General features: G+C 69.3%; 25 protein-coding genes and 2 tRNA genes. 16 read left to right on the top strand and 11 right to left on the bottom strand.

Annotated features, from left to right (window positions below; all coding sequences use genetic code 11):
* Positions 1-17: 17 nt before the first annotated feature.
* A complete protein-coding gene (locus LHP98_RS12470; RefSeq protein ID WP_227252852.1) occupies positions 18-713 on the bottom strand; it encodes an EI24 domain-containing protein in 696 nt (231 codons plus the stop codon).
* The gene (locus LHP98_RS12465) at positions 710-1,303 is read right to left on the bottom strand and encodes a nitroreductase (protein ID WP_227252851.1); all 594 of its coding nucleotides are present in this window, start codon (positions 1,301-1,303) and stop codon (positions 710-712) included. The genes LHP98_RS12470 and LHP98_RS12465 overlap by 4 nt, the downstream gene beginning before the upstream one ends.
* A gap of 122 nt (positions 1,304-1,425) precedes the next feature.
* Between LHP98_RS12465 and hisD the strand changes: the two genes are divergently transcribed.
* The 16 genes from hisD (at position 1,426) to draG (ending at position 11,779) form a co-directional block, all read left to right on the top strand.
* Entirely contained in the window at positions 1,426-2,739 is a 1,314-nt protein-coding gene (gene hisD, locus LHP98_RS12460; RefSeq protein ID WP_227252850.1) for a histidinol dehydrogenase, read from the top strand.
* Positions 2,740-2,802: 63 nt separating this feature from the next.
* A complete protein-coding gene (locus LHP98_RS12455; protein WP_227252849.1) occupies positions 2,803-3,282 on the top strand; it encodes a UPF0262 family protein in 480 nt (159 codons plus the stop codon).
* Between the two features lie 2 nt (positions 3,283-3,284).
* On the top strand, positions 3,285-3,749 hold the full coding sequence (locus LHP98_RS12450) for a low molecular weight phosphatase family protein (protein WP_227252848.1): 465 nt from the start codon (positions 3,285-3,287) through the stop codon (positions 3,747-3,749).
* Between the two features lie 437 nt (positions 3,750-4,186).
* A complete protein-coding gene (locus tag LHP98_RS12445) occupies positions 4,187-4,597 on the top strand; it encodes a ketosteroid isomerase-related protein (protein WP_227252847.1) in 411 nt (136 codons plus the stop codon).
* A complete protein-coding gene (locus LHP98_RS12440) occupies positions 4,594-5,187 on the top strand; it encodes a GNAT family N-acetyltransferase (RefSeq protein WP_227252846.1) in 594 nt (197 codons plus the stop codon). The genes LHP98_RS12445 and LHP98_RS12440 overlap by 4 nt, the downstream gene beginning before the upstream one ends.
* A gap of 114 nt (positions 5,188-5,301) precedes the next feature.
* Entirely contained in the window at positions 5,302-5,667 is a 366-nt protein-coding gene (locus tag LHP98_RS19620) for a cation-transporting P-type ATPase (protein WP_319638949.1), read from the top strand.
* Positions 5,601-6,110 carry an HAD-IC family P-type ATPase gene (locus tag LHP98_RS19615; RefSeq protein WP_319638948.1) on the top strand — a complete coding sequence of 170 codons (510 nt, stop codon included), beginning with the start codon at positions 5,601-5,603 and terminating at the stop codon, positions 6,108-6,110. Before LHP98_RS19620 ends, LHP98_RS19615 begins: the two co-directional genes overlap by 67 nt.
* Before the next feature lie 12 nt (positions 6,111-6,122).
* Entirely contained in the window at positions 6,123-6,641 is a 519-nt protein-coding gene (locus LHP98_RS19610; RefSeq protein ID WP_319638951.1) for a hypothetical protein, read from the top strand.
* Positions 6,638-7,687 (top strand): HAD-IC family P-type ATPase, encoded by a 1,050-nt coding sequence (locus LHP98_RS19605; RefSeq protein WP_319638947.1) that lies wholly within the window; start codon positions 6,638-6,640, stop codon positions 7,685-7,687. Before LHP98_RS19610 ends, LHP98_RS19605 begins: the two co-directional genes overlap by 4 nt.
* Before the next feature lie 2 nt (positions 7,688-7,689).
* Positions 7,690-7,908: a translation initiation factor IF-1 gene (gene infA / locus LHP98_RS12430; RefSeq protein WP_045389309.1), complete on the top strand. Its 219-nt coding sequence runs from the start codon at positions 7,690-7,692 to the stop codon at positions 7,906-7,908.
* A gap of 9 nt (positions 7,909-7,917) precedes the next feature.
* The gene (locus tag LHP98_RS12425; protein ID WP_227252845.1) at positions 7,918-8,493 is read left to right on the top strand and encodes a Maf family protein; all 576 of its coding nucleotides are present in this window, start codon (positions 7,918-7,920) and stop codon (positions 8,491-8,493) included.
* A complete protein-coding gene (locus tag LHP98_RS12420) occupies positions 8,490-9,527 on the top strand; it encodes a ribonuclease E/G (protein WP_227252844.1) in 1,038 nt (345 codons plus the stop codon). The genes LHP98_RS12425 and LHP98_RS12420 overlap by 4 nt, the downstream gene beginning before the upstream one ends.
* Positions 9,524-9,697 (top strand): DNA gyrase inhibitor YacG, encoded by a 174-nt coding sequence (locus LHP98_RS12415; protein ID WP_227252843.1) that lies wholly within the window; start codon positions 9,524-9,526, stop codon positions 9,695-9,697. Before LHP98_RS12420 ends, LHP98_RS12415 begins: the two co-directional genes overlap by 4 nt.
* A gap of 84 nt (positions 9,698-9,781) precedes the next feature.
* Positions 9,782-9,857 (top strand) — tRNA-Phe (locus LHP98_RS12410).
* A 172-nt stretch (positions 9,858-10,029) separates the two neighbouring features.
* Positions 10,030-10,854, top strand: coding sequence for an NAD(+)--dinitrogen-reductase ADP-D-ribosyltransferase (locus LHP98_RS12405; protein WP_227252842.1), 825 nt, complete (start codon positions 10,030-10,032; stop codon positions 10,852-10,854).
* The gene (gene draG / locus LHP98_RS12400) at positions 10,847-11,779 is read left to right on the top strand and encodes an ADP-ribosyl-[dinitrogen reductase] hydrolase (protein WP_227252841.1); all 933 of its coding nucleotides are present in this window, start codon (positions 10,847-10,849) and stop codon (positions 11,777-11,779) included. The genes LHP98_RS12405 and draG overlap by 8 nt, the downstream gene beginning before the upstream one ends.
* 42 nt (positions 11,780-11,821) lie before the next feature.
* Here the strand turns inward: draG and LHP98_RS12395 are convergent, their stop codons facing one another.
* From LHP98_RS12395 to LHP98_RS12355, 9 genes are all read right to left on the bottom strand, one after another.
* On the bottom strand, positions 11,822-12,997 hold the full coding sequence (locus tag LHP98_RS12395) for a cyclin-dependent kinase inhibitor 3 family protein (RefSeq protein ID WP_227252840.1): 1,176 nt from the start codon (positions 12,995-12,997) through the stop codon (positions 11,822-11,824).
* A 207-nt stretch (positions 12,998-13,204) separates the two neighbouring features.
* On the bottom strand, positions 13,205-13,846 hold the full coding sequence (locus LHP98_RS12390; RefSeq protein ID WP_227252839.1) for an NrsF family protein: 642 nt from the start codon (positions 13,844-13,846) through the stop codon (positions 13,205-13,207).
* Positions 13,843-14,394, bottom strand: a complete 552-nt coding sequence (locus tag LHP98_RS12385) for a sigma factor (RefSeq protein ID WP_227252838.1) — start codon at positions 14,392-14,394, stop codon at positions 13,843-13,845. Before LHP98_RS12385 ends, LHP98_RS12390 begins: the two co-directional genes overlap by 4 nt.
* Before the next feature lie 86 nt (positions 14,395-14,480).
* Entirely contained in the window at positions 14,481-14,657 is a 177-nt protein-coding gene (locus tag LHP98_RS12380) for a hypothetical protein (RefSeq protein WP_227252837.1), read from the bottom strand.
* A gap of 1 nt (position 14,658) precedes the next feature.
* Entirely contained in the window at positions 14,659-15,105 is a 447-nt protein-coding gene (locus tag LHP98_RS12375) for a DoxX family protein (protein WP_227252836.1), read from the bottom strand.
* A 3-nt stretch (positions 15,106-15,108) separates the two neighbouring features.
* Complete coding sequence (locus LHP98_RS12370; RefSeq protein ID WP_227252835.1) at positions 15,109-15,858, bottom strand: DUF2063 domain-containing protein; 750 nt, start codon at positions 15,856-15,858, stop codon at positions 15,109-15,111.
* Positions 15,842-16,693 carry a DUF692 domain-containing protein gene (locus tag LHP98_RS12365; RefSeq protein WP_227252834.1) on the bottom strand — a complete coding sequence of 284 codons (852 nt, stop codon included), beginning with the start codon at positions 16,691-16,693 and terminating at the stop codon, positions 15,842-15,844. The genes LHP98_RS12370 and LHP98_RS12365 overlap by 17 nt, the downstream gene beginning before the upstream one ends.
* A 54-nt stretch (positions 16,694-16,747) precedes the next feature.
* Positions 16,748-17,044 (bottom strand): DUF2282 domain-containing protein, encoded by a 297-nt coding sequence (locus LHP98_RS12360; RefSeq protein ID WP_413687710.1) that lies wholly within the window; start codon positions 17,042-17,044, stop codon positions 16,748-16,750.
* A 491-nt stretch (positions 17,045-17,535) separates the two neighbouring features.
* A tRNA-Glu gene (locus tag LHP98_RS12355) sits at positions 17,536-17,610 on the bottom strand.
* Positions 17,611-17,640: the final 30 nt, after the last annotated feature.

The following is a 17,640-nucleotide window of genomic DNA, read 5'->3' as shown; positions in this document are numbered from 1 at the left end:
ATTCCGGTTCCCTGCGGTCAGCCGGCCTTCGCCACGATCCGATGGAAGATGTGGGTGAAGGTGGCGGTGCCGATCACCGGGACCATCAGGTTCACCAGCGGCACCGACAGCGGCACCGCCATCAGCGTGCCGGCGGCCCAGAGGCGCAGCGCGTTGGCGCGGCGCAGGGCCTTGGCCTCGGCCGGGGCCATGCGGCGCAGGGCGACCATGGTGAAGTATTCGCGGCCCAGAAGGAACCCGTTCACCGCCCAGAACACCAGCGGTGCGGCCGGCCCCGCCAGCGGGTAGAGGAACACCGCAAGAATGTTCACCACCACGATCAACCCGATCAGGTTGGCCGAGGCCTTGATCGATTCACCCAAGGCCAGCGGCCGCGCCGGGGGCAGGAAGGGGTAGTGCCGGTCCTCGACCGCCTTGACCACATCTTCCAGGAACAGCCCGGCAAAGGCCGCCGCCGCGGGCACCATGAGAAAGACCGACAGCCCCAGCATGAGAAACAGCGAGGTCCAGCCCAAGAGGGTGTGCAGCCCCTCGACCCGGCCGATCACCGGCAGGTCGATGGCTTCGGGCGTCAGGGTGGCGATGCCCAGCAGGAAGACGGAGTAGACGGCAACCAGCAGCGCAAAGGCCAGCGCGATGCCAACCAGAAGCACGCGGCGAAAGCGCGGGTCGAAGGTCTGACCCAGGGCCCGGAAGAAGGCGGTGAAGATCATTCCAGACCCCAGCGGACAAGGCGCGCAAGGTCGGGGCGGGGGCGGTCGGGGGGCAGTTCGGCGGGCGGGGTGCCGATGTGGACGATGCCGGCGACGGTCTCATTGCCGGTGCAGGCGAAGGCGCGGGCGGCGAAGGTCGCGTCATGCGCCGGCCAGCCGGTCAGCCAGCAGGCCCCCCAGCCCGAGGCGGTGGCGGCGTGCAGGATGTTCATGCACAGCGCGCCGGCGGACAGGCGCTGCTCGGCCGCGGGCACCTTTTCGGCCGGCTTCGGCGACGAGATCACTGCGACGGCAAGGCGGCCCGCGTCATACTGGCCGCGGCCCTTGGCGATTTTCTCGGCGTCGCCGCCCAGCTCGCGCGCCCGCGCCTCGGCCAGATCGGCAAGGCGGGCCATGTCGGGCCGGGACAGCACGACCAACCGCCAGGGCTCCAGCTTGCCATGGTCGGGGGTGCGAAAGGCAAGGGTCAGGATCGCCTCAAGCGCCGCCCGGTCGGGGACCGGATCGGTGTAGAGCTTGGCCGCGGCCGAGCGGCGCTGGGCCAGGTGGGCAAGGGCGGCGGGGTTCGGGCCAGGGTTCGGGGTGGGCATCGGAGACTCCGGTACGTTCGGCGCGACCCTAAGCAAGGCTGGCCCGGGATGCCAGCGGGCATCGCTTGCCCCTGCGGGGCGCGCGCGCTATCGGGGGCGCATGTGCCAAAGGGGGCCTGCCGATGCCGATGCTGCTGTCCACCGAAGACAAGGGGTTCGAGGCCGCCTTTGCCGCGATGCTGGGGCAGAAGCGGGAAGAGGCCGAGGATGTGGATGCCGCGGTGGCGGCGATCATCGCCGATGTCCGCGCCCGCGGCAACGCGGCGGTGATCGAGCTGACCGAACGCTTTGACCGGCTGGCGCTGACGCCCGAGCGCCTGGCATTCTCACCCGCCGAGATCGCCGCCGAGGTGGCGAAGGTCAGCCCCGAGGACCGCGCCGCGCTGGACCTGGCCGCCGCGCGCATCCGCGCCTATCACGAACGGCAGCGGCCCGAGGATGCCGGCTGGACCGACACCGTGGGTGCGCGCTTAGGCTGGCGCTGGACGCCGGTTTCGGCGGCGGGGCTGTATGTGCCGGGGGGGCTGGCGTCCTATCCGTCCTCGGTGCTGATGAACGCCATTCCGGCCAAGGTGGCGGGGGTCGGGCGGCTGGTGGTGGTCTGCCCGACGCCGGGTGGCGTGGTGAACCCGCTGGTGCTGCTGGCGGCGCAGATCGCCGGGGTGGACACGGTCTATCGGGTGGGCGGCGCACAGGCGGTGGCGGCGCTGGCCTACGGCACGGAAACCATCGCGCCGGTGGACAAGATCACCGGGCCGGGCAACGCCTATGTGGCGGCGGCCAAGCGGCGGGTGTTCGGGCGCGTCGGCATCGACATGATCGCCGGGCCGTCCGAGATTCTGGTCATCGCCGAGGGCGCGGTGGACCCGGACTGGATTGCGCTGGACATGCTGAGCCAGGCCGAGCACGACGCCAGCGCGCAGGCCATTCTCATCACCCCGGACGCGGGGCTTGCGGCCCGCGTGCAAGCGGCGCTGGAGGCGCGGCTGCCGGGACTGCAGCGGTCGGCCATCGCCGGGGCAAGCTGGCGCGACAACGGCACGGTGATCGTGACGCGCGACCTGGACGAGGCGGCGGCGCTGTCCAACCGCATCGCACCCGAACATCTGGAACTGTGCGTGGACGACCCCGAGGCGCTGGCGGCCAAGTGCCTGCACGCCGGGGCCATCTTCCTGGGCGCCTGGACGCCGGAAGCGATTGGCGATTACGTCGGCGGGCCGAACCATGTGCTGCCCACGGCGCGGTCGGCGCGGTTCTCCAGCGGGCTGAACGTGCTGGATTTCCTGAAGAAAACCACCCTGGCCCGGATGACCCCGGACGCCCTGCGCGCCATCGGACCGGCGGCCGAGCGGCTGGCGATCAGCGAGGGCCTGCAGGCGCATGGCCTGTCGGTGCGGGCGCGGCTGGACCGGCTGAACGCCCGACCGAACGACTGACGGCTTGCACCCGGGGGGCGCGTGGGGCAATACCGGCCGGATACTCTTGCCGGACGAAGGCCCATGACCAACCGCATCTGCCACATCGAGATCGACGAACGGGGGCTGGCGCGGCCGACCCCCGAGATCGAGCAGGAGCGCCGGGTCGCGATCTACGACCTGTTGGAGGAGAACCGCTTTGGCCTGCCGCTGCGCGACGGGCGCGAGATTCCGCCCGGCCCCTACCGGCTGCACCTGGCGATCCGCGAGGGACGGCTGGTGTTCGACATCGCGCAGGAGACGGGCGACAAGGTGGGCGAGTTCCATCTGTCCCTTGGCCCGTTCCGGCAGGTGGTGAAGGACTACTTCCAAATCTGCGAAAGCTATTTCGAGGCGGTCAAACGCCTGCCGCCCAGCCAGATCGAGGCCATCGACATGGCCCGCCGCGGCATCCACAACGAAGGCGCGCGGGTGCTGCAGGAACGGCTGGAGGGCAAGGCGGAGGTGGACTCTGACACCGCGCGGCGGCTGTTCACCCTGATCTGCGTGCTGCACTGGGGGTAGCGGTGGGCGACTTCCCGCAGTCCGTCCTGTTCTGCTGCGATCACAATGCCGTTCGGTCGCCGATGGCCGAGGCGATGATGAAAAGCTTCTATGGCCAGCGCGCCTATGTGCAGTCGGCGGGGGTGCGCAACGACATGGAGGTGGACGGCTTTTCGATTGCGGTCTGCCAGGAGGTGGGGCTGGAGATCTCGCGCCACCGCGCCCGCAGCTTCGAGGAAATGCAGGAGTGGGGCGATGACCTGGGGCAGTTCGACCTGATCGTGGCGCTGTCGCCGGCCAGCCAGCGGATGGCGCTGGAACTGACGCGCTATCACCACCTGGAGGTGGAATACTGGCCGATCCTGGACCCGACCGGCCTGGGCGAGACGCGCGAGGCGAAACTGGCCGCCTACCGACAGACCCGCGACCAGATCCGCGACCGGATGATCGCCCGCTTCGGCCCGCCGACCGAACCCGAGGCGCCTTGACCCCTGGCGGTGATCCAGCGGAGCGGCGCCAGGCGCCGCAAACCTTTCCTCTCGCCTCTGCGCGCAAGCGCGCAACCGGCTCGGCCGCCCGGCCGCACCGCGACGCTTCTGTCCGGGCGTGGCGCCTGGCATGGGCCGGGGATGCCTCCGGCGGGGATATTTGAGGACAGATGAAGGCCTTTGCTGTTTCATCTGTCCAGAAAATATCCCGGGGGAGGCTTCGCGCTTGCGCGAAGACGGGGGCAGCGCCCCCGCTTTCCGGCCCGACCTGGGTGTTACCCTGCATTGAAGAGGTCGATGTCTGCAGTGGCGAAGGTCTGTGGCGGGTTTGGGCAAGGGCTTGGGCGGCGATTTCGGACCGCGCGCTGTCTTCCTGGCGGCTTGGCGCGTGGCAGCGCCATGGGCTATGCAGGGGGCGCAACCGAAGGAGGCCCCCGATGAGCCGCGAGACGACCCTGGCCCTGATCGCCCGCTACTACGACGCCTTCAATGCCGGCGATGCGGCGGGCATGCTGGATTGCGTGACCGAGGATGTCGAGCACCGGGTGAACGAGGGCGGACACCGGATCGGCAAGATCAGGTTCGCCGAGTTCTGTGCCCATATGGGTGTGACCTACCAGGAGCGGCTGAAGGATATCGTGGTTTTCGCCAATGACGCGGGCGACCGCGCGGCGGCGGAATTCGTGGTGCACGGCGAATATCTCAAGACCGATCCGGGCCTGCCGCCGGCCCATGGCCAGCGCTATGTTCTGCCGGCGGGTGGGTTCTTCGAGGTGAAAGGCGGCCGGATCGCACGCATCACCACCTTCTACAACCTGAACGACTGGACCCAGCAGGTTTCCAAGTGACGGCCGAGGTCACTGTCCGCGCCCTGACCGGCGAGAGCCTGGAAGCCGCGCTGGATGACCTGGCACGGCTGCGGATCACCGTCTTCCGCGACTGGCCCTATCTCTACGACGGCACGCTGGAGTATGAGCGGGACTACCTGCGCAGCTATCGCGACAGCCCCGGCGCGCTGCTGGTGGCGGCCTTTGCCGAGGGGCGGCTGGTCGGGGCCTCGACCTCGACCCCGATGGAGGACCACGCGGAAGCCTTTGCCGAACCGCTGAAAGCCACCGGCCTGCCGGTGCAGCGCATCCTGTACGGCGCGGAATCGGTGCTGCTGCCGGCCTATCGCGGGCAGGGGCTGGGGCATCGGTTCTTTGACCTGCGCGAAGAGCACGCCCGCAGGCTGGGGCGCAGCCATGTTGCCTTCTGCTCGGTCACGCGGCCGGACGATCATCCGATGCGCCCCGCCAGTTTCCGCACCAACGATGCCTTCTGGCTGGGCCGCGGCTATGCACCGCTGCCCGGGGTGCTTGCGGAATTCGGCTGGAAGGACGTGGGCGACAGGGAAGAGTCACGCAAACCCTTGCAGTTCTGGCTGCGGGCCCTTTGATCTGACTGGCCCGGAGGCCAGCTTTCAGGAGCCCCGTATCGCGCCGCGCGTCTTCCAGGCGCTGTGGACCGACGAGGCGCTGGCCGCACTGGAGGCGGGGCGCAGGGGTTGACCTTGGCCCGGGCGGCGCAGCGGCTGGCGCGGCACCGGCCGAACCGGCTGCCCGAGGTGCGGATTCGCGGGCCGCTGCGGCGGTGCCTGTCGCAGTTTCACAATGTGCCGGTCCATGTACTGCTGGGGGCCACGGTCGTGACCGGGGCCTTGCAGCACTGGCTCGATACCGGGGTGATCCGGGCGGTGGTGCTGGCCAATGCGGTGATCGGCTTCCTGCAGGAGGGCAAGGCCGAGGCGGCGATGGCGGCGATCCGAGGCATGCTGGCGCCGCGCGCCGCCATCTTGCGCGCGGGCTGGTTGTGGCGACGGGGCAGGGCACCGAGATCGGGCGGTTCGGCGGGCTGCTGGCGGGGGTGCAAGACCTGACCAAGCCGCTGGTCAAGCAGATGGACCAGTTCGCGCGCCGGCTGTCGGCCTTCATCCTGCTGGGGGCGGGCCTCTTGCTGGCCTATGGCGTGGTGGTTGGGCACCACCCGTTCCCCGAGATGTGCATGGCGGTGGTCGGCCTGGCCGCCGCCGCCATTCCCGAAGGCCTGCCGGCGGTGATGGCGATCACGCTCGCCATCGGCGTGCAGGCGATGGCGCGGCGCCGGGCCATCGTGCGGCGGTTGCCGGCGATCGATGCGATCGGCTCGGTCTCGGTGATCTGCACCGAAAAAACCGGGACGCTGACCCGCAACGAGATGCTGGTGGTGGCGTTGGAAACGCCCGAGGGTGCCTTTGCGGTGACCGGCGAGGGCCATGCGCCCGAGGGACGCAACAATCCGCCGGGCGACCCGACCCGGCTGGCCGGTGCCGCCGCGCTGTGAGACGACGCAAGCCTGCGCGAGCACCGGGGCCGAAGGTCGGTAGAAGGCGATCCGACGGAAGGGGCGCTGCTGGCCATTGCCGCCAAGGTGGACGGGGCAGGTCCGGCGAAGCGGCTGGACGAGATGCCCTTCGACTGCCGCCACCGCTTCATGGCGGTGCTGAGCGAGGGGCCGGACAGCCCGCGCATCCACGTCAAGGGCGCTCTGGAGCGGGTGCTGCGGATGTGCGCCGGGCTGGACGCGGCGCATTGGCACGACCGCGCCGAAGCGATGGCCCGGCGGGGATTTCGCGTGCTGGCGCTGGCGGAGTGGCCGGCAGCGGGCGCGGTGATCGATGTGGCGGTGCTGGACCAGGGATTGTCCTTTCCGGGGTTGGTCGGGCTGATCGACCCGCCCTGCCCCAAGGCGGTGGCCGCGGTGGCCGAGTGCCGGGCGGCAGGCATCAGGGTCAAGAGGATCACCGGCGACCATGCCGGCTGCGCACGGCCATTGCCACCGAGATCGGGCTGGAAAACCCGCATCCGGTGTTGACCGGACCCCAGATCGACGGGCTGGACGAGGCGGAACTGGCGCGCCAGGCGGTCGGCGTCGACGCCTCTGCCTGTACCAGCCCGGAACTCAAGCTGCGCCTTGTCACCGCCTTGCAGGCCAATGGTCTGTCGGTGGCGATGACCGGCGACGGGGTGAACGACGCGCCGGCACTGAAGCGAGCGGATGTGGGCATCGCCATGGGCCTGAAAGGATCGGAGGCGACCAAGGAGTCGGCCGATCTGGTGCTGGCCGACGACAACTTCGCCACCCTGGCCGCGGCGGTGCGCGAGGGGCGGACGGTGTTCGACAACCTGCGCAAGTTGATCAGCTTCGAGGTGCCGACCAGCGCGGGCGAGGCGCTGACGGTGGTGCTGGCGCTGCTGGCCGGGCTGGCGCTGCCGGTGACGACGGTGCAGACCCTGTGGATCAACCTGATCACCGGCATCGCCCTGGGACTGGCGCTGGCCTTCGAGCCGACCGAGGCCGGCACCATGGCCCGCCCGCCGCGCCCGTCCGCCGCGCCGATCCTGTCGATGGAACTGGTCTGGCGTGTGGCGCTGGTATCGGGGCTGTTCCTGGCGGCGGCGTTCGGCGTCTGCAACCTTGCGATGGACCGCGGCTATCCGCTGGCGCTGGCGCAGACCCTGGCGATGAAAATGCTGGTGGTGCTGGAGGTGTTCCACCTGTTCTTCATCCGCAACATCCTTGGCACCTCGCTGACCTGGGCGGCGGTCAAGGGGAAGCGGGTGGTCCGGGCGGTGGTGATCTCGATCACCCTGGCACAACAGGCCGTCACCTATCTGCCGCCGCTGCAGGCCGTCTTGGGCACAAGGGCCGTGCCCTTGGCCGACGGGGTGCTGATCATCGCCGTCGGCGCGGCCTTCTTCGCGGCTCTGGAGGTGGAAAAGCAGCTGCGCCTGGGCCTTACCGCAGGCGGCGGCCTTCCGTCGCGGCGCGAGATTCCGCTTGAAATGGGCCTTTTTCGGGCGCATATGGCGGCCGGCAAAGGCCTGCGGTTCCCGCGGGCCAACCCCTTTTCGGAGTGACCATGGCCAAGGAAGACATTCTCGAATTCCCCGGCGTCGTGAAGGAACTCCTGCCCAACGCGACGTTCAAGGTCGAGCTTGACAATGGCCATGAACTGATCGCGACGATGGCAGGCAAGATGCGCAAGAACCGCATCCGGGTTCTGGCCGGCGACAAGGTGCAGGTGGAAATGACCCCCTACGACCTGTCGAAGGGTCGCATCAACTATCGCTTCAAGTAAGATCGCGCCTTGCGGCTGATCCTTGGTTCTGCCAGCCCGCGCCGGAAGGAAATTCTGGCGCAGATCGGCCTGGTGCCCGACCTGATCCTTCCCCCCGACATCGACGAAGACCCCCGCAAGGGCGAGTTGCCGCGGCCCTATGCGGCCCGTCTGGCGCGGGAAAAGGCCCTGGCCGTGCCGGCGGGGCCCGACGACGTGGTGCTGTGTGCCGATACCACGGTGGCGCTGGGTCGGCGCATCCTGGGCAAGCCGGCCGATGCCGCCGAGGCGGCAGCGTTCCTGACCAAGCTGGCCGGGCGGCGGCATGAGGTGATCACCGCCGTCGCGGTGCGCCGGGGCGATCGGGTCTGGGCGCGGGAAAGCGTCTCGGCGGTCAAGATCAAGCGGCTGTCGGATGACGAATTGAACGCCTATCTCGCCAGCGGCGAATGGCAGGGCAAGGCGGGCGGCTACGGCATCCAGGGCCTGGCGGGCGCCTTCATCCCCTGGATTTCCGGCAGTTTCACCGGGATCATGGGCCTGCCGGTGGCCGAGACTGCGGCCTTGCTGGTGGCCGCGGGCTGGCCGGTCTGGAGGCAGGCATGAAGGGTCGCGTCGTGCTCTTGGACCGGATCGGCGACCGCGAGGCAGCCGCGCTGATGGTCGATGGCGTGCTGGAAGAGCTGTCCATCGACCCGGCGGGCGACGAGGCCCTGCCCGGTGCGATCTACCGCGCGGTGGCGGACCGGCCGGTCAAGGGGCAGGGCGGGATGTTCGTGAAACTGCCCCATGGCAGCGGCTTCCTGCGCCAGATCAGCGGCCTGGCCCCCGGCCAGCGGGTGCTGGTGCAGGTCAGCGGCCCGACCGAGGACGGCAAGGCCACCCCGGTCACCGCGCGGCTGCTCTGCAAGTCGCGCTTCGCCATCGTCACGCCGGATGCGCCGGGGCTGAACATCAGCCGCCGCATCCGCGACGAAGCCCTGCGCGCCGAGTTGTCGGCGCTGGCCAGTGCGGGCATGGCGGGGGCGGACTCGGGCCTCGGGCTGATCCTGCGCTCGGCCTGCGAGGGGGCGGAACCCGAGGTCGTGGCCGAAGACATCGCCGCGATGCGCGGGCTGGCGCAGACGCTTGCGGCCGATCTGGACGGCGGGCCGGAACTGCTGCTGGATGCCCCCGGCGCGCATGACCTGGCCTGGCGCGACTGGCTGGACCCCGCGCCCGACGAGGTGGTCAGCGACGCGGGCTGCTTTGACCACCACGGCGTGCATGAGGCCATCGAGGCGCTGCTTGCGCCGCGCGTGGCGCTGCCCGGCGGCGGCCACCTGATGATCGAGCCGACCCGCGCGCTGGTCTCGGTGGATGTGAACACCGGCCCCGACACCTCGCCCGCCGCGGCGCTGAAGGCCAATGTGGCCGCCGCCCGCGACCTGCCGCGGCAGTTGCGGCTGCGCGGCCTGGGCGGGCAGGTGGTGATCGACTTCGCGCCGGTGCCCAAGCGCGACCGCCACATCCTGGACCAGGTGATGAAGGCGGCGTTCAAGGCCGACGGCGAGGCCAACCTGGCCGGTTGGACCACGCTGGGCCTCTATGAGCTGACCCGTCGCCGCGACCGTCTGGCGCTGAAGGGGCTGCTGGCATGAGCTGCCCCACCTGCGGCAAGCCCGCCGATCCGAAATACCGCCCGTTCTGCAGCCGCCGCTGCGCCGACGTCGACCTCGCGCGCTGGCTGAACGAAAGCTACCGCATCCCGGACGCTGCTGCGGGCGACGACGAACCGCCCGAAGACCCGGCCCCGCCGACCCCTCACTAGAGGCGTTCCCTGGCGGCGTTCCAGAGGGCGTTTTCCCTCTGGACAGCCCCGGCGGCCTTGAGTATCACCCGCCCACCCAACGGTGCCCAGATAGCTCAGTTGGTAGAGCAGCGGATTGAAAATCCGCGTGTCGCTGGTTCGATTCCGGCTCTGGGCACCACTTCTCCTCTGAAAATCGAAGCGGTAGTCGGGTGTGTGCCGGGCGGGCCGGGGTTCTGTGCGGCGTCGGGGCGGCAAGACTGCCGGCGGGATCATCCGCTGCACGGCGTTTGCGCAAGATGGCATGCGCGGGGCTTTCCTTTCGGCGCGCAGGGCCGCATCATGCGGGCACAATGGATGACGCGGGACACCGCAAGCGGCGTGGCATCGGCCATTCGACCAACCTCGTGGGAAGGTCATCGGAGTGGTTGGCCAGTTGTGCCTTCAACGAAGCCCCGGTTCCGCTGCACATCTGGGGTGTGCGCGAGATGAACCCCAGCCTTGTCGCGATGCTTGGTCAGGCGGGCGACCTTGCCGAGGCGGGCGCGGCGTTCTTCGCTTACATGACGGCGATGTTCGGCCTGGATCCCGAACAGCGCGACCCCGCTCCGGGCGGGAAACGACGCTTCCGCTCATCCTTCCTGCGGCTGATTCAGGGCTGGAATTTCGACAGCAACGGCCCCGAAGGCGCGGTTCTGAAAGGCTGGGTCGAAAGCCGGTTCGGCATTTGCCCGTCTTACCACAAGACCATCATCGAGCAGGTTTCCGACCCGGCCTGGGCGACCTATGTGGAAGAGAAGATGTCGAGCCGCTTCCACAACAACACGATCTGGGTGCAACTCGACCTGCTGTTCGAGTTCTGCCAGTGGGCGATCCGGCGCCTTGCCTTTCCCGACAGGACGCATCTCACGCTTTACCGCGGGATCAACGCGTTTGACGATCACTGGATCGTCGAGCGGGTGAACCGGCACGAGGCGGTGATCCGCCTCAACAACCTGGTGTCGTTTTCTGCCGACCGAAGTGTCGCCGACTGTTTCGGCGACAGGATCCTGACCGCACAGGTGCCCGTCAGCAAGATCCTGTTCTTCGATGGCCTGCTGCCCGGGCATCTGCTGAAGGGTGAACGCGAGTTCCTGGCGGTCGGCGGCGAATTCCGGGTAGGGGTGGACGATGGCTGAGCACCCGCCTTTCGCCGCGCCGGACATGACCAACCGCGCGCTGGCGGCCTATCTCGGGTTCGCAATCGGGGATGCCCTGGGCGCGACCGTCGAATTCCTGACCAGGGGCGAGATCGCGGCGCAGTACGGCCTGCACCAGGACATCGTGGGCGGGGGCTGGCTGAAGCTGAAGCCCGGGCAAGTGACCGACGACACCGACATGTCGCTGGCGCTTGGGCGGTCGATCCTTCGCACGGGCGGGCTTGACCCGCGCGATGTGTGCCAGGAATTCGCGGCCTGGCTGAAGTCGGGGCCGGCCGATGTGGGCAACACCTGCCGCCGTGGCATCCGCCGCTTTGTCGCGGAGGGCAGCGTGGAGGGCCCGTTTTCGGATGGCGATGCCGGCAATGGCGCGGCCATGCGCGTGATGCCGGTGGCCTTGGCGACCCTGGGGCAGCCCGACAGGGCCGAAGCCTGGACGCTGGCACAGGCGCGCACCACGCATCACCATCCGCTGTCGGACGCGGCCTGCCTGGCGCTTGTGCGGATGATGCACGGCCTGCTGACCGGACAGGGAAAGGACGCGGTGCGGACCGAGGCCGAGGCGCTGGTGGCCCGGCAGAGGGCATTCCGCTTCACGCCCTATCCGGGGCGGTGCTCGGCCTTCGTGGTCGATACCCTGCAGACCGTGCTGCACCACTACCTTGGCGCGGCCAGCTTTGCCGACTGCCTGGTCGGCACGGTCAATCAGGGCGGCGATGCCGATTCCACGGGGGCGCTGGCGGGCATGCTGGCCGGGGCGACCTGGGGGCTTGAGGCGATCCCGCAGGCCTGGCTTGATCGGCTTGACCCTGGCGTGACGCAGGCGATCCTGGCGCAGGTGCCGGCGTTGCTGGCCCTGGCACAAGGCGAAATCGCGGGCGGGCCGACGACCGCGCCGGCGTGACGCCGCGTCCGTGCGGGGCGGCGGACTGGCGAGCGGCTGCGCTCAGCCCGTCGCGCGCGCCATGTCGGCCTTGCGCGCGATCAGCTTCTCGGCCAGGTCGATCTTGCCGCCCATCTGGGCAACGACCCGCCGGATCGCGTCATCCGCAAGGCCTGTCACGACGCCGACAGCCTGGTCGATTGCGGCCGCGTCCATGTCGCCGAACAGCAGGACCGCGTGCGGGTTGTCGCGGTCGCTGCGGAGGCGGTCAAGCTCGTGCACCCGGGTGCCGAACGCCTTTCCCTTCGGATCGCCGCCCGCCCGGAATTCCAGCGCGCCGCCCACGTCCAGGGTCAGGACCACGCCGTTCGTGACGCCCTGGTTTTCGCCGTCGAAACCGGCCGCATCCCAGTTGGCGGTCCAGGCATGCACGCCAAACCAGCGCTGCGCCTGCCGCCGCTCTTCGGCACTGAACTGCGACAGGTGACGCTTGTCGAGATCGACGAAGGCGGTTGCGACCTCGTTGGGGTGCCGGGCGGGCAGGTAACGCAGGGTCGGCGCCCCGGCCAACTGGTAAAGCCTTGCCGCAAGACGTTCGTTCAGCGCCTGCGCGGGCGAGTCCAGCGATTTCACATAGAACCGCTGCCCGGTCGCGTCGCGATAAAGGCCGCCCGGATTGCTGCCCAGCTGCGCGCCGATCTTCGTCATGCGCGACGTGTCGACAACATCGGTCTCAAAGACGGATGCCGTCCGCCGCACCAGGGCCAGCTGCGCCGGTGTCTCGATGGCACCCTTGCGCGCGCGGCGGACCTCGCGGATTGCCGCTTCCGGCTCGACCCCCAGCTCGGCCAGAAGCCGCGCGGCGATCATGCCAGCCCGGCCAAGGCCCCCCCTGCAGTGCACCACCACATCGCCGCCGCTGCGCAGGACGGCGCGGATGTCGCGGCCGTGGGTCAGCCAGTCGCGCTCGAAGTCCGCGCTGGGAACCGAGTAGTCCCGGATCGGCAGATGCCGCCAGTCTAGGCCCCGGTTCCGGACTTCTGCGCCAAGATGGGGCACCTTCAGGGCGGCAAGTTCGGCCGGCTCGACCAGGGTCAGCACCAGCCGCGCGCCCCAGGCCGCAATCACGTCAAGGTCGGCGGAAAGATCGCGCGCCCAGGCACCGGTGGCCGCGGCCGGGTCATGCTTGCCGGGGCAGAAGGTTATTCCGATCCGGCCATGCGCGGGGGCTGCGCGCACCTCGGCGATCTGAAGCGGATGCGTCCTGCTTGTCCGTGGCGCGGTCATTCGGTGGCCTTGAAGATGAAACCGGGATCCCGGCCCAAGGCATAGCCCAACCGCCGGCTTTTCGCCACGCGAAGCTGTTGCGGCTGTTGCGGCTGTTGCGGTCGCTGGGTCAGGCGGGCCGCCTGAACGGGCGCCCCGTCGGCCACCTGCGGTTCCGGCCTACCAGCGCAGATACCGATGCCCGAGTCCTGCGCCAAGGCCGCCGCTGGTTACAATGGCAAGCCCATACCAGCCGACGTAGAACAGCGGCGCATCCTCGGTGCAGTGCAGGGCATAGCCGGTAGCAGCACCGGCGCCGGCGGCCAGCCCGATCAGCGCGCCGGACAGCACCGGCCGTGTCGTCGCCCCCCGTCGGGACAGGGCGATGCCGGTGACCATCGGCGCAATCGAAAGGGCGGTGATGAACGCCAGACAGGCGGTTGCGGTGTGGCCAAGCATCTCGGGCAACAGACGGTCTCTTGGCGTGTCAACGACTTGACCCACCACCAGCAGCAGCGCCAGAGCCAGCGGCAGCAGCAGCGGCCAGAGCGGCAGACGCGCCTCGGGGCGGGCAGAGCCCAGGGCAAGCGGAAGCGCCAGCAGGGCAAGCAGCAGCGGCAAGGCCGACTTGGCCAGGGTCGTGGGAACCGACAGGGCCGCCGCGAGATCAGCCCGCAAGCCAAGCGCCAGAAAGAACGGGACCAGGCCCGCAACACCCGCCGCGACCATTGCCAGGCCGATCAGGGCCGGGCCAAACGGCCGCGGCGAAGGGCGGCTGGCGAGCGTGCGGATGACGTCTTCGGTCGAAGGGTGCTGCGTCATTTCTTCATTCTTTCCGCCAGGCTGGACAGCCGCTTCATGGCGCGGTGCAGGGCCACCCGCGTCGCCCCCGCCGTCAGGCCAAGCCGGTTTCCGACGACCTCGGCGCTTTCCCCCTCCAGCGCGACGGCGCGCACCAGCGCGGCCGACCGACTGTCAATCTGCGCCAGCATGGCATCGGCATCCCGACCGGCCAGCGGCATCTCGGATGCCGCCTGCTCAAGGATGTCGGAAAACGCTTCGATCGGCAGATGCACCGCGGCGCCGCGACGGCGGAAGGCATCCACCACCTTGTAGCGGGTGACGGCATAGAGCCAGGGCCGAACCGGAGACCCTTCCCGCCAGGTGTGGCGTTTCAGATGGATGGCCAGCAGGACTTCTTGCAGCACATCCTCATGCTGGTCGGGGGGCAGACTGGCCCCCCGGGCACGGATGATTGCGCGGATCGTGGGGGTGGCCCGCATCAGAAAGCGGGCAAAGGCTGCGACATCGCCTGCATTTGCCCGGGCGAGCAGGCTTTCCCAGTCGGTTTTCTCCTCCAGCCTTGCCACCCCTGTGCTGAGCGATCCACGGTCAAGGCTAGCCCGCCCCTGACCCAATGGGCAATCCCCGGTCAGCACAAGGCCGGCGGAACGACTCATGCCGCTGCCACCGACGGCGCCGTGTCGGGAAGCGGCCTGATCCGGGCCTTGCCATTGCCGGCGACGCTGCGGCCGATCACGGCAAGTGCCACCGGCGCGCGCGGATTGGCCAGAAAGCAGGCTGCCGGAAAATTCGGCAGGACCGGTTCGACACAGGCGATGGCCGGGTCCACCTCAGCGCCCCCTGTCGTTCGGCCGATCTAACCCCAGCACGTGGTCCAGCGACCACCGCCCCGGCCCGCGCGCAACCAGCGCCAGAAGGGCCGCCGCCCAAAGGCCGTGCGTTACCCAGGCCCCGGGATAGACGAAGACCTGGATCACCGCGGTCATGCCCAGAAGGCCAAGCGCGGAAAGCCGCGTCATCAGGCCCAGGATCATCAGCGCGGGCAGCAGGTGTTCGGCCAGGGTCGCCAGGACCGCAGCCCATTCGGGCGGGATCAGCGGCAGGGCGAATTCCTGCTCGAACAGGAACCAGGTCGAATCCTTGATCGACAGCCCCTCGACCTTGGTGCGGCCCGATTGCCAGAACACCATGGCCGGAAAGACCCGCAGGCCAAGGGCAACCAGATCGCCGGGGATGTGGTTTGCCAAGCGGTTCAGACGGGCAATACGGGCCTGCATCGGTCATGCCTCCGGTCGGACGACAGCGCCTGCGCGCATCAGGTGAACAAGAATGGGCTGGGCGCCGTGGCCGGGTTCGACCCGCAGCGCATCGCTGGCGGCCGAGGTCAGCGTCGCACCGGCCAGCAAGGCCTCGATCAGGGCGGCATCGCCGGCGCCGATCGCCCGGACCGGCACCTGGAAGGCCGCATCCCGCAGGATCAGGGCGATTTGCGGTCCGGCCGGGATGGGCCGGGGGTCGCTGCCCGGCTGATTGCAGGCCCAGATCGACACGGCCGGCTGCGTCAGCCGCAGCACGGCGACCGAAGGGTGCAGGCGCAGGCGCGTCCTGTCGGGATCAACCGCAGCGAAGACGGCCGGATCGGCCGGCGTCGCATCGGCGGCATGGAAGGCCTGTCCGCGCGCGAATTCGATCCGCGCGACATCGCCAAGGTAAGGATAGCCCGCAAGCGGCGGGAACTGCGACAGGAACCGGCCGAAGCTTTCGCCCCATTCCGACAGGACGGGCGACCGCGGCCGGTCCGCCACGGCATAAAGGCCGGCGACGGCGCGGAAGAAGTCATCCCCGACCAGCCGCCGCACCACCGGGAAGCGCGCCGCCAGCGCTTCGGTCAGACCGAAGGCCACGTTGTTTTGATAGACGGCAAACCGGCGCCCGGCCTCGGCCGGGTCGCGGGCCCTTACCCCCGGGGGCAGCGCACCGCCGACAAGCGCCGCATCGAACGCGGCCAGGAAGTCAGCATGCGCGGGCAAGACCATGCCCCCCTGCGGTCAGGATCGTCGCCGCGCGGTCGGCCTCGGCGGCAAGCACGGGCCAATCCGGCAGATCGTTGTCCCATTCGACCAGGGTCGGAAGCGGGCCGGTCCGCGCGATCACCTCGGCGAACAGCGTCCAGACCGGATCGGCCACCGGCGCAGCATGGGAATCGATCAGCAGCGGGCCGGACGGCAGAGCCTCGGTGGCGTGCCCGCCCAGGTGGATTTCACCCACCTCGGCCAGCGGAAAGGCCGCAAGGTAGGTGCGCGGATCGGTTGCGTGGTTGGTGCAGGAGACGAAGACGTTGTTCACGTCAAGCAGCAGGCCACAGCCGGTCCGCCGCACCACTTCGGCCAGGAATTCCGTTTCCGGGATCGTGGACTGCGCGAACAGCACATAGGTCGCGGGGTTTTCCAGCAGCATCCTGCGCCCAAGCGCCTGCTGCACCTGATCGACATGGCGTGCCACGGTGGCCAGCGTCTCTTCGGTATAGGGCAGCGGAAGCAGGTCGTTCAGATACTCGGCCCCGTGGCTGGACCAGGCAAGATGCTCTGAAAAGCTGTCCGGCTGATAGCGGTCGCAAAGCCCACGCAGGCGATGCAGATGCGCGGCATCCAGCCCGCCCGCCCCGCCAATCGACAGGCCGACGCCGTGGATGGACAGCGCATGGTCGGCGCGCAGCGCCGACAGCTGGGCATGCGGCAGCCCGCCCGCGCCCATGTAGTTCTCGGCATGAACTTCGAAAAAGCCGACGCGTCGGCGGTCGGCGCGGATCGCGGCAAAGTGGTCGGGCTTGAAGCCGACGCCGGGCAAGGCGGGAAGTCCTGTCATGGTCACGCTCCGGAACAAGGGACGGGGCGCGGAGGCGATCCGCGCCCCGGCGGATCAGGCCGGAACGTCGCGGGTCAGCGGCTCCAGCGACCCCATGCGCGCCGTGCCGTCGGCAGCGGCCGGGATCTCCATGGTGACGCAGGTGCCCGCCGGGACCATCTTCCAGGCGTTGCCCTGGAAATCCACCTTCGAGGTGCCGGCGCAAGTGGTGCCCGGACCCGCCGCGCAATCGTTCTGCCCGGCCGCAGCGACGCCGAAGCACTTTTCCATGTCCTGAGCCAGCACCGGCGTCGTTGCCATCGCGCCAAGCGCACAGGCAAGCGAGGCACCAAGGACGAGGCGGGGATTCATTGCGGTCATGTTCATCTCCTTGTCAGACCAGAAGGGCAAGGTTGCCGCCCTTCCCCAAGCATTTCGCCGGCAGGGAGACCCGCGTTACCCGCCTCGCGAAGTCGTGACAGGAGGAAGCCGCATGGCCGAACGACCCGCCCAGTCTGCGGCGCCAGCGGTCCAGTCGGCGGCGCCAGCGGTGCGCAGTCCGGCACGCGAGATGCGCTTGTCTGTGACCGGCATTTCACGGCTTGCGCCGATGCTGCCGATGATGGCGAGCATCGACGCCGCCTCCGGCCCCGCGCGGATGACGCCGAAGTTGCCAAGCCTGAAACGGAGAGCTGAGCGCGACGCCGACCCGCAGCAAGAAAGCCTGTCCGTGCGCGGCTTGCAGACAGTGGGCTGGTCGGGCTGTCCGGTCCGGAAGCGGAACAGAGGTTGTTCAACCCGTCTGAGAGGCCGGACGCAAGCACGCCCGAATTCATCCGGAACAAACGGGAAAAACGTTCGAATGGCAGCCCGTAGGGGAGTCGAACCCCTCTTCCCAGGTTGAAAACCTGGTGTCCTAACCGATAGACGAACGGGCCGCGCTTTCGGCGTGGCGGGTGTCTACCCAT

The sequence above is a fragment of the Rhodobacter sp. Har01 genome (genome assembly GCF_020564565.1).
GTDB lineage: Bacteria > Pseudomonadota > Alphaproteobacteria > Rhodobacterales > Rhodobacteraceae > Pseudogemmobacter.
Note: the sequence above shows the minus strand (reverse complement) of the source record. Positions and strands in the feature narration are given on the sequence as shown.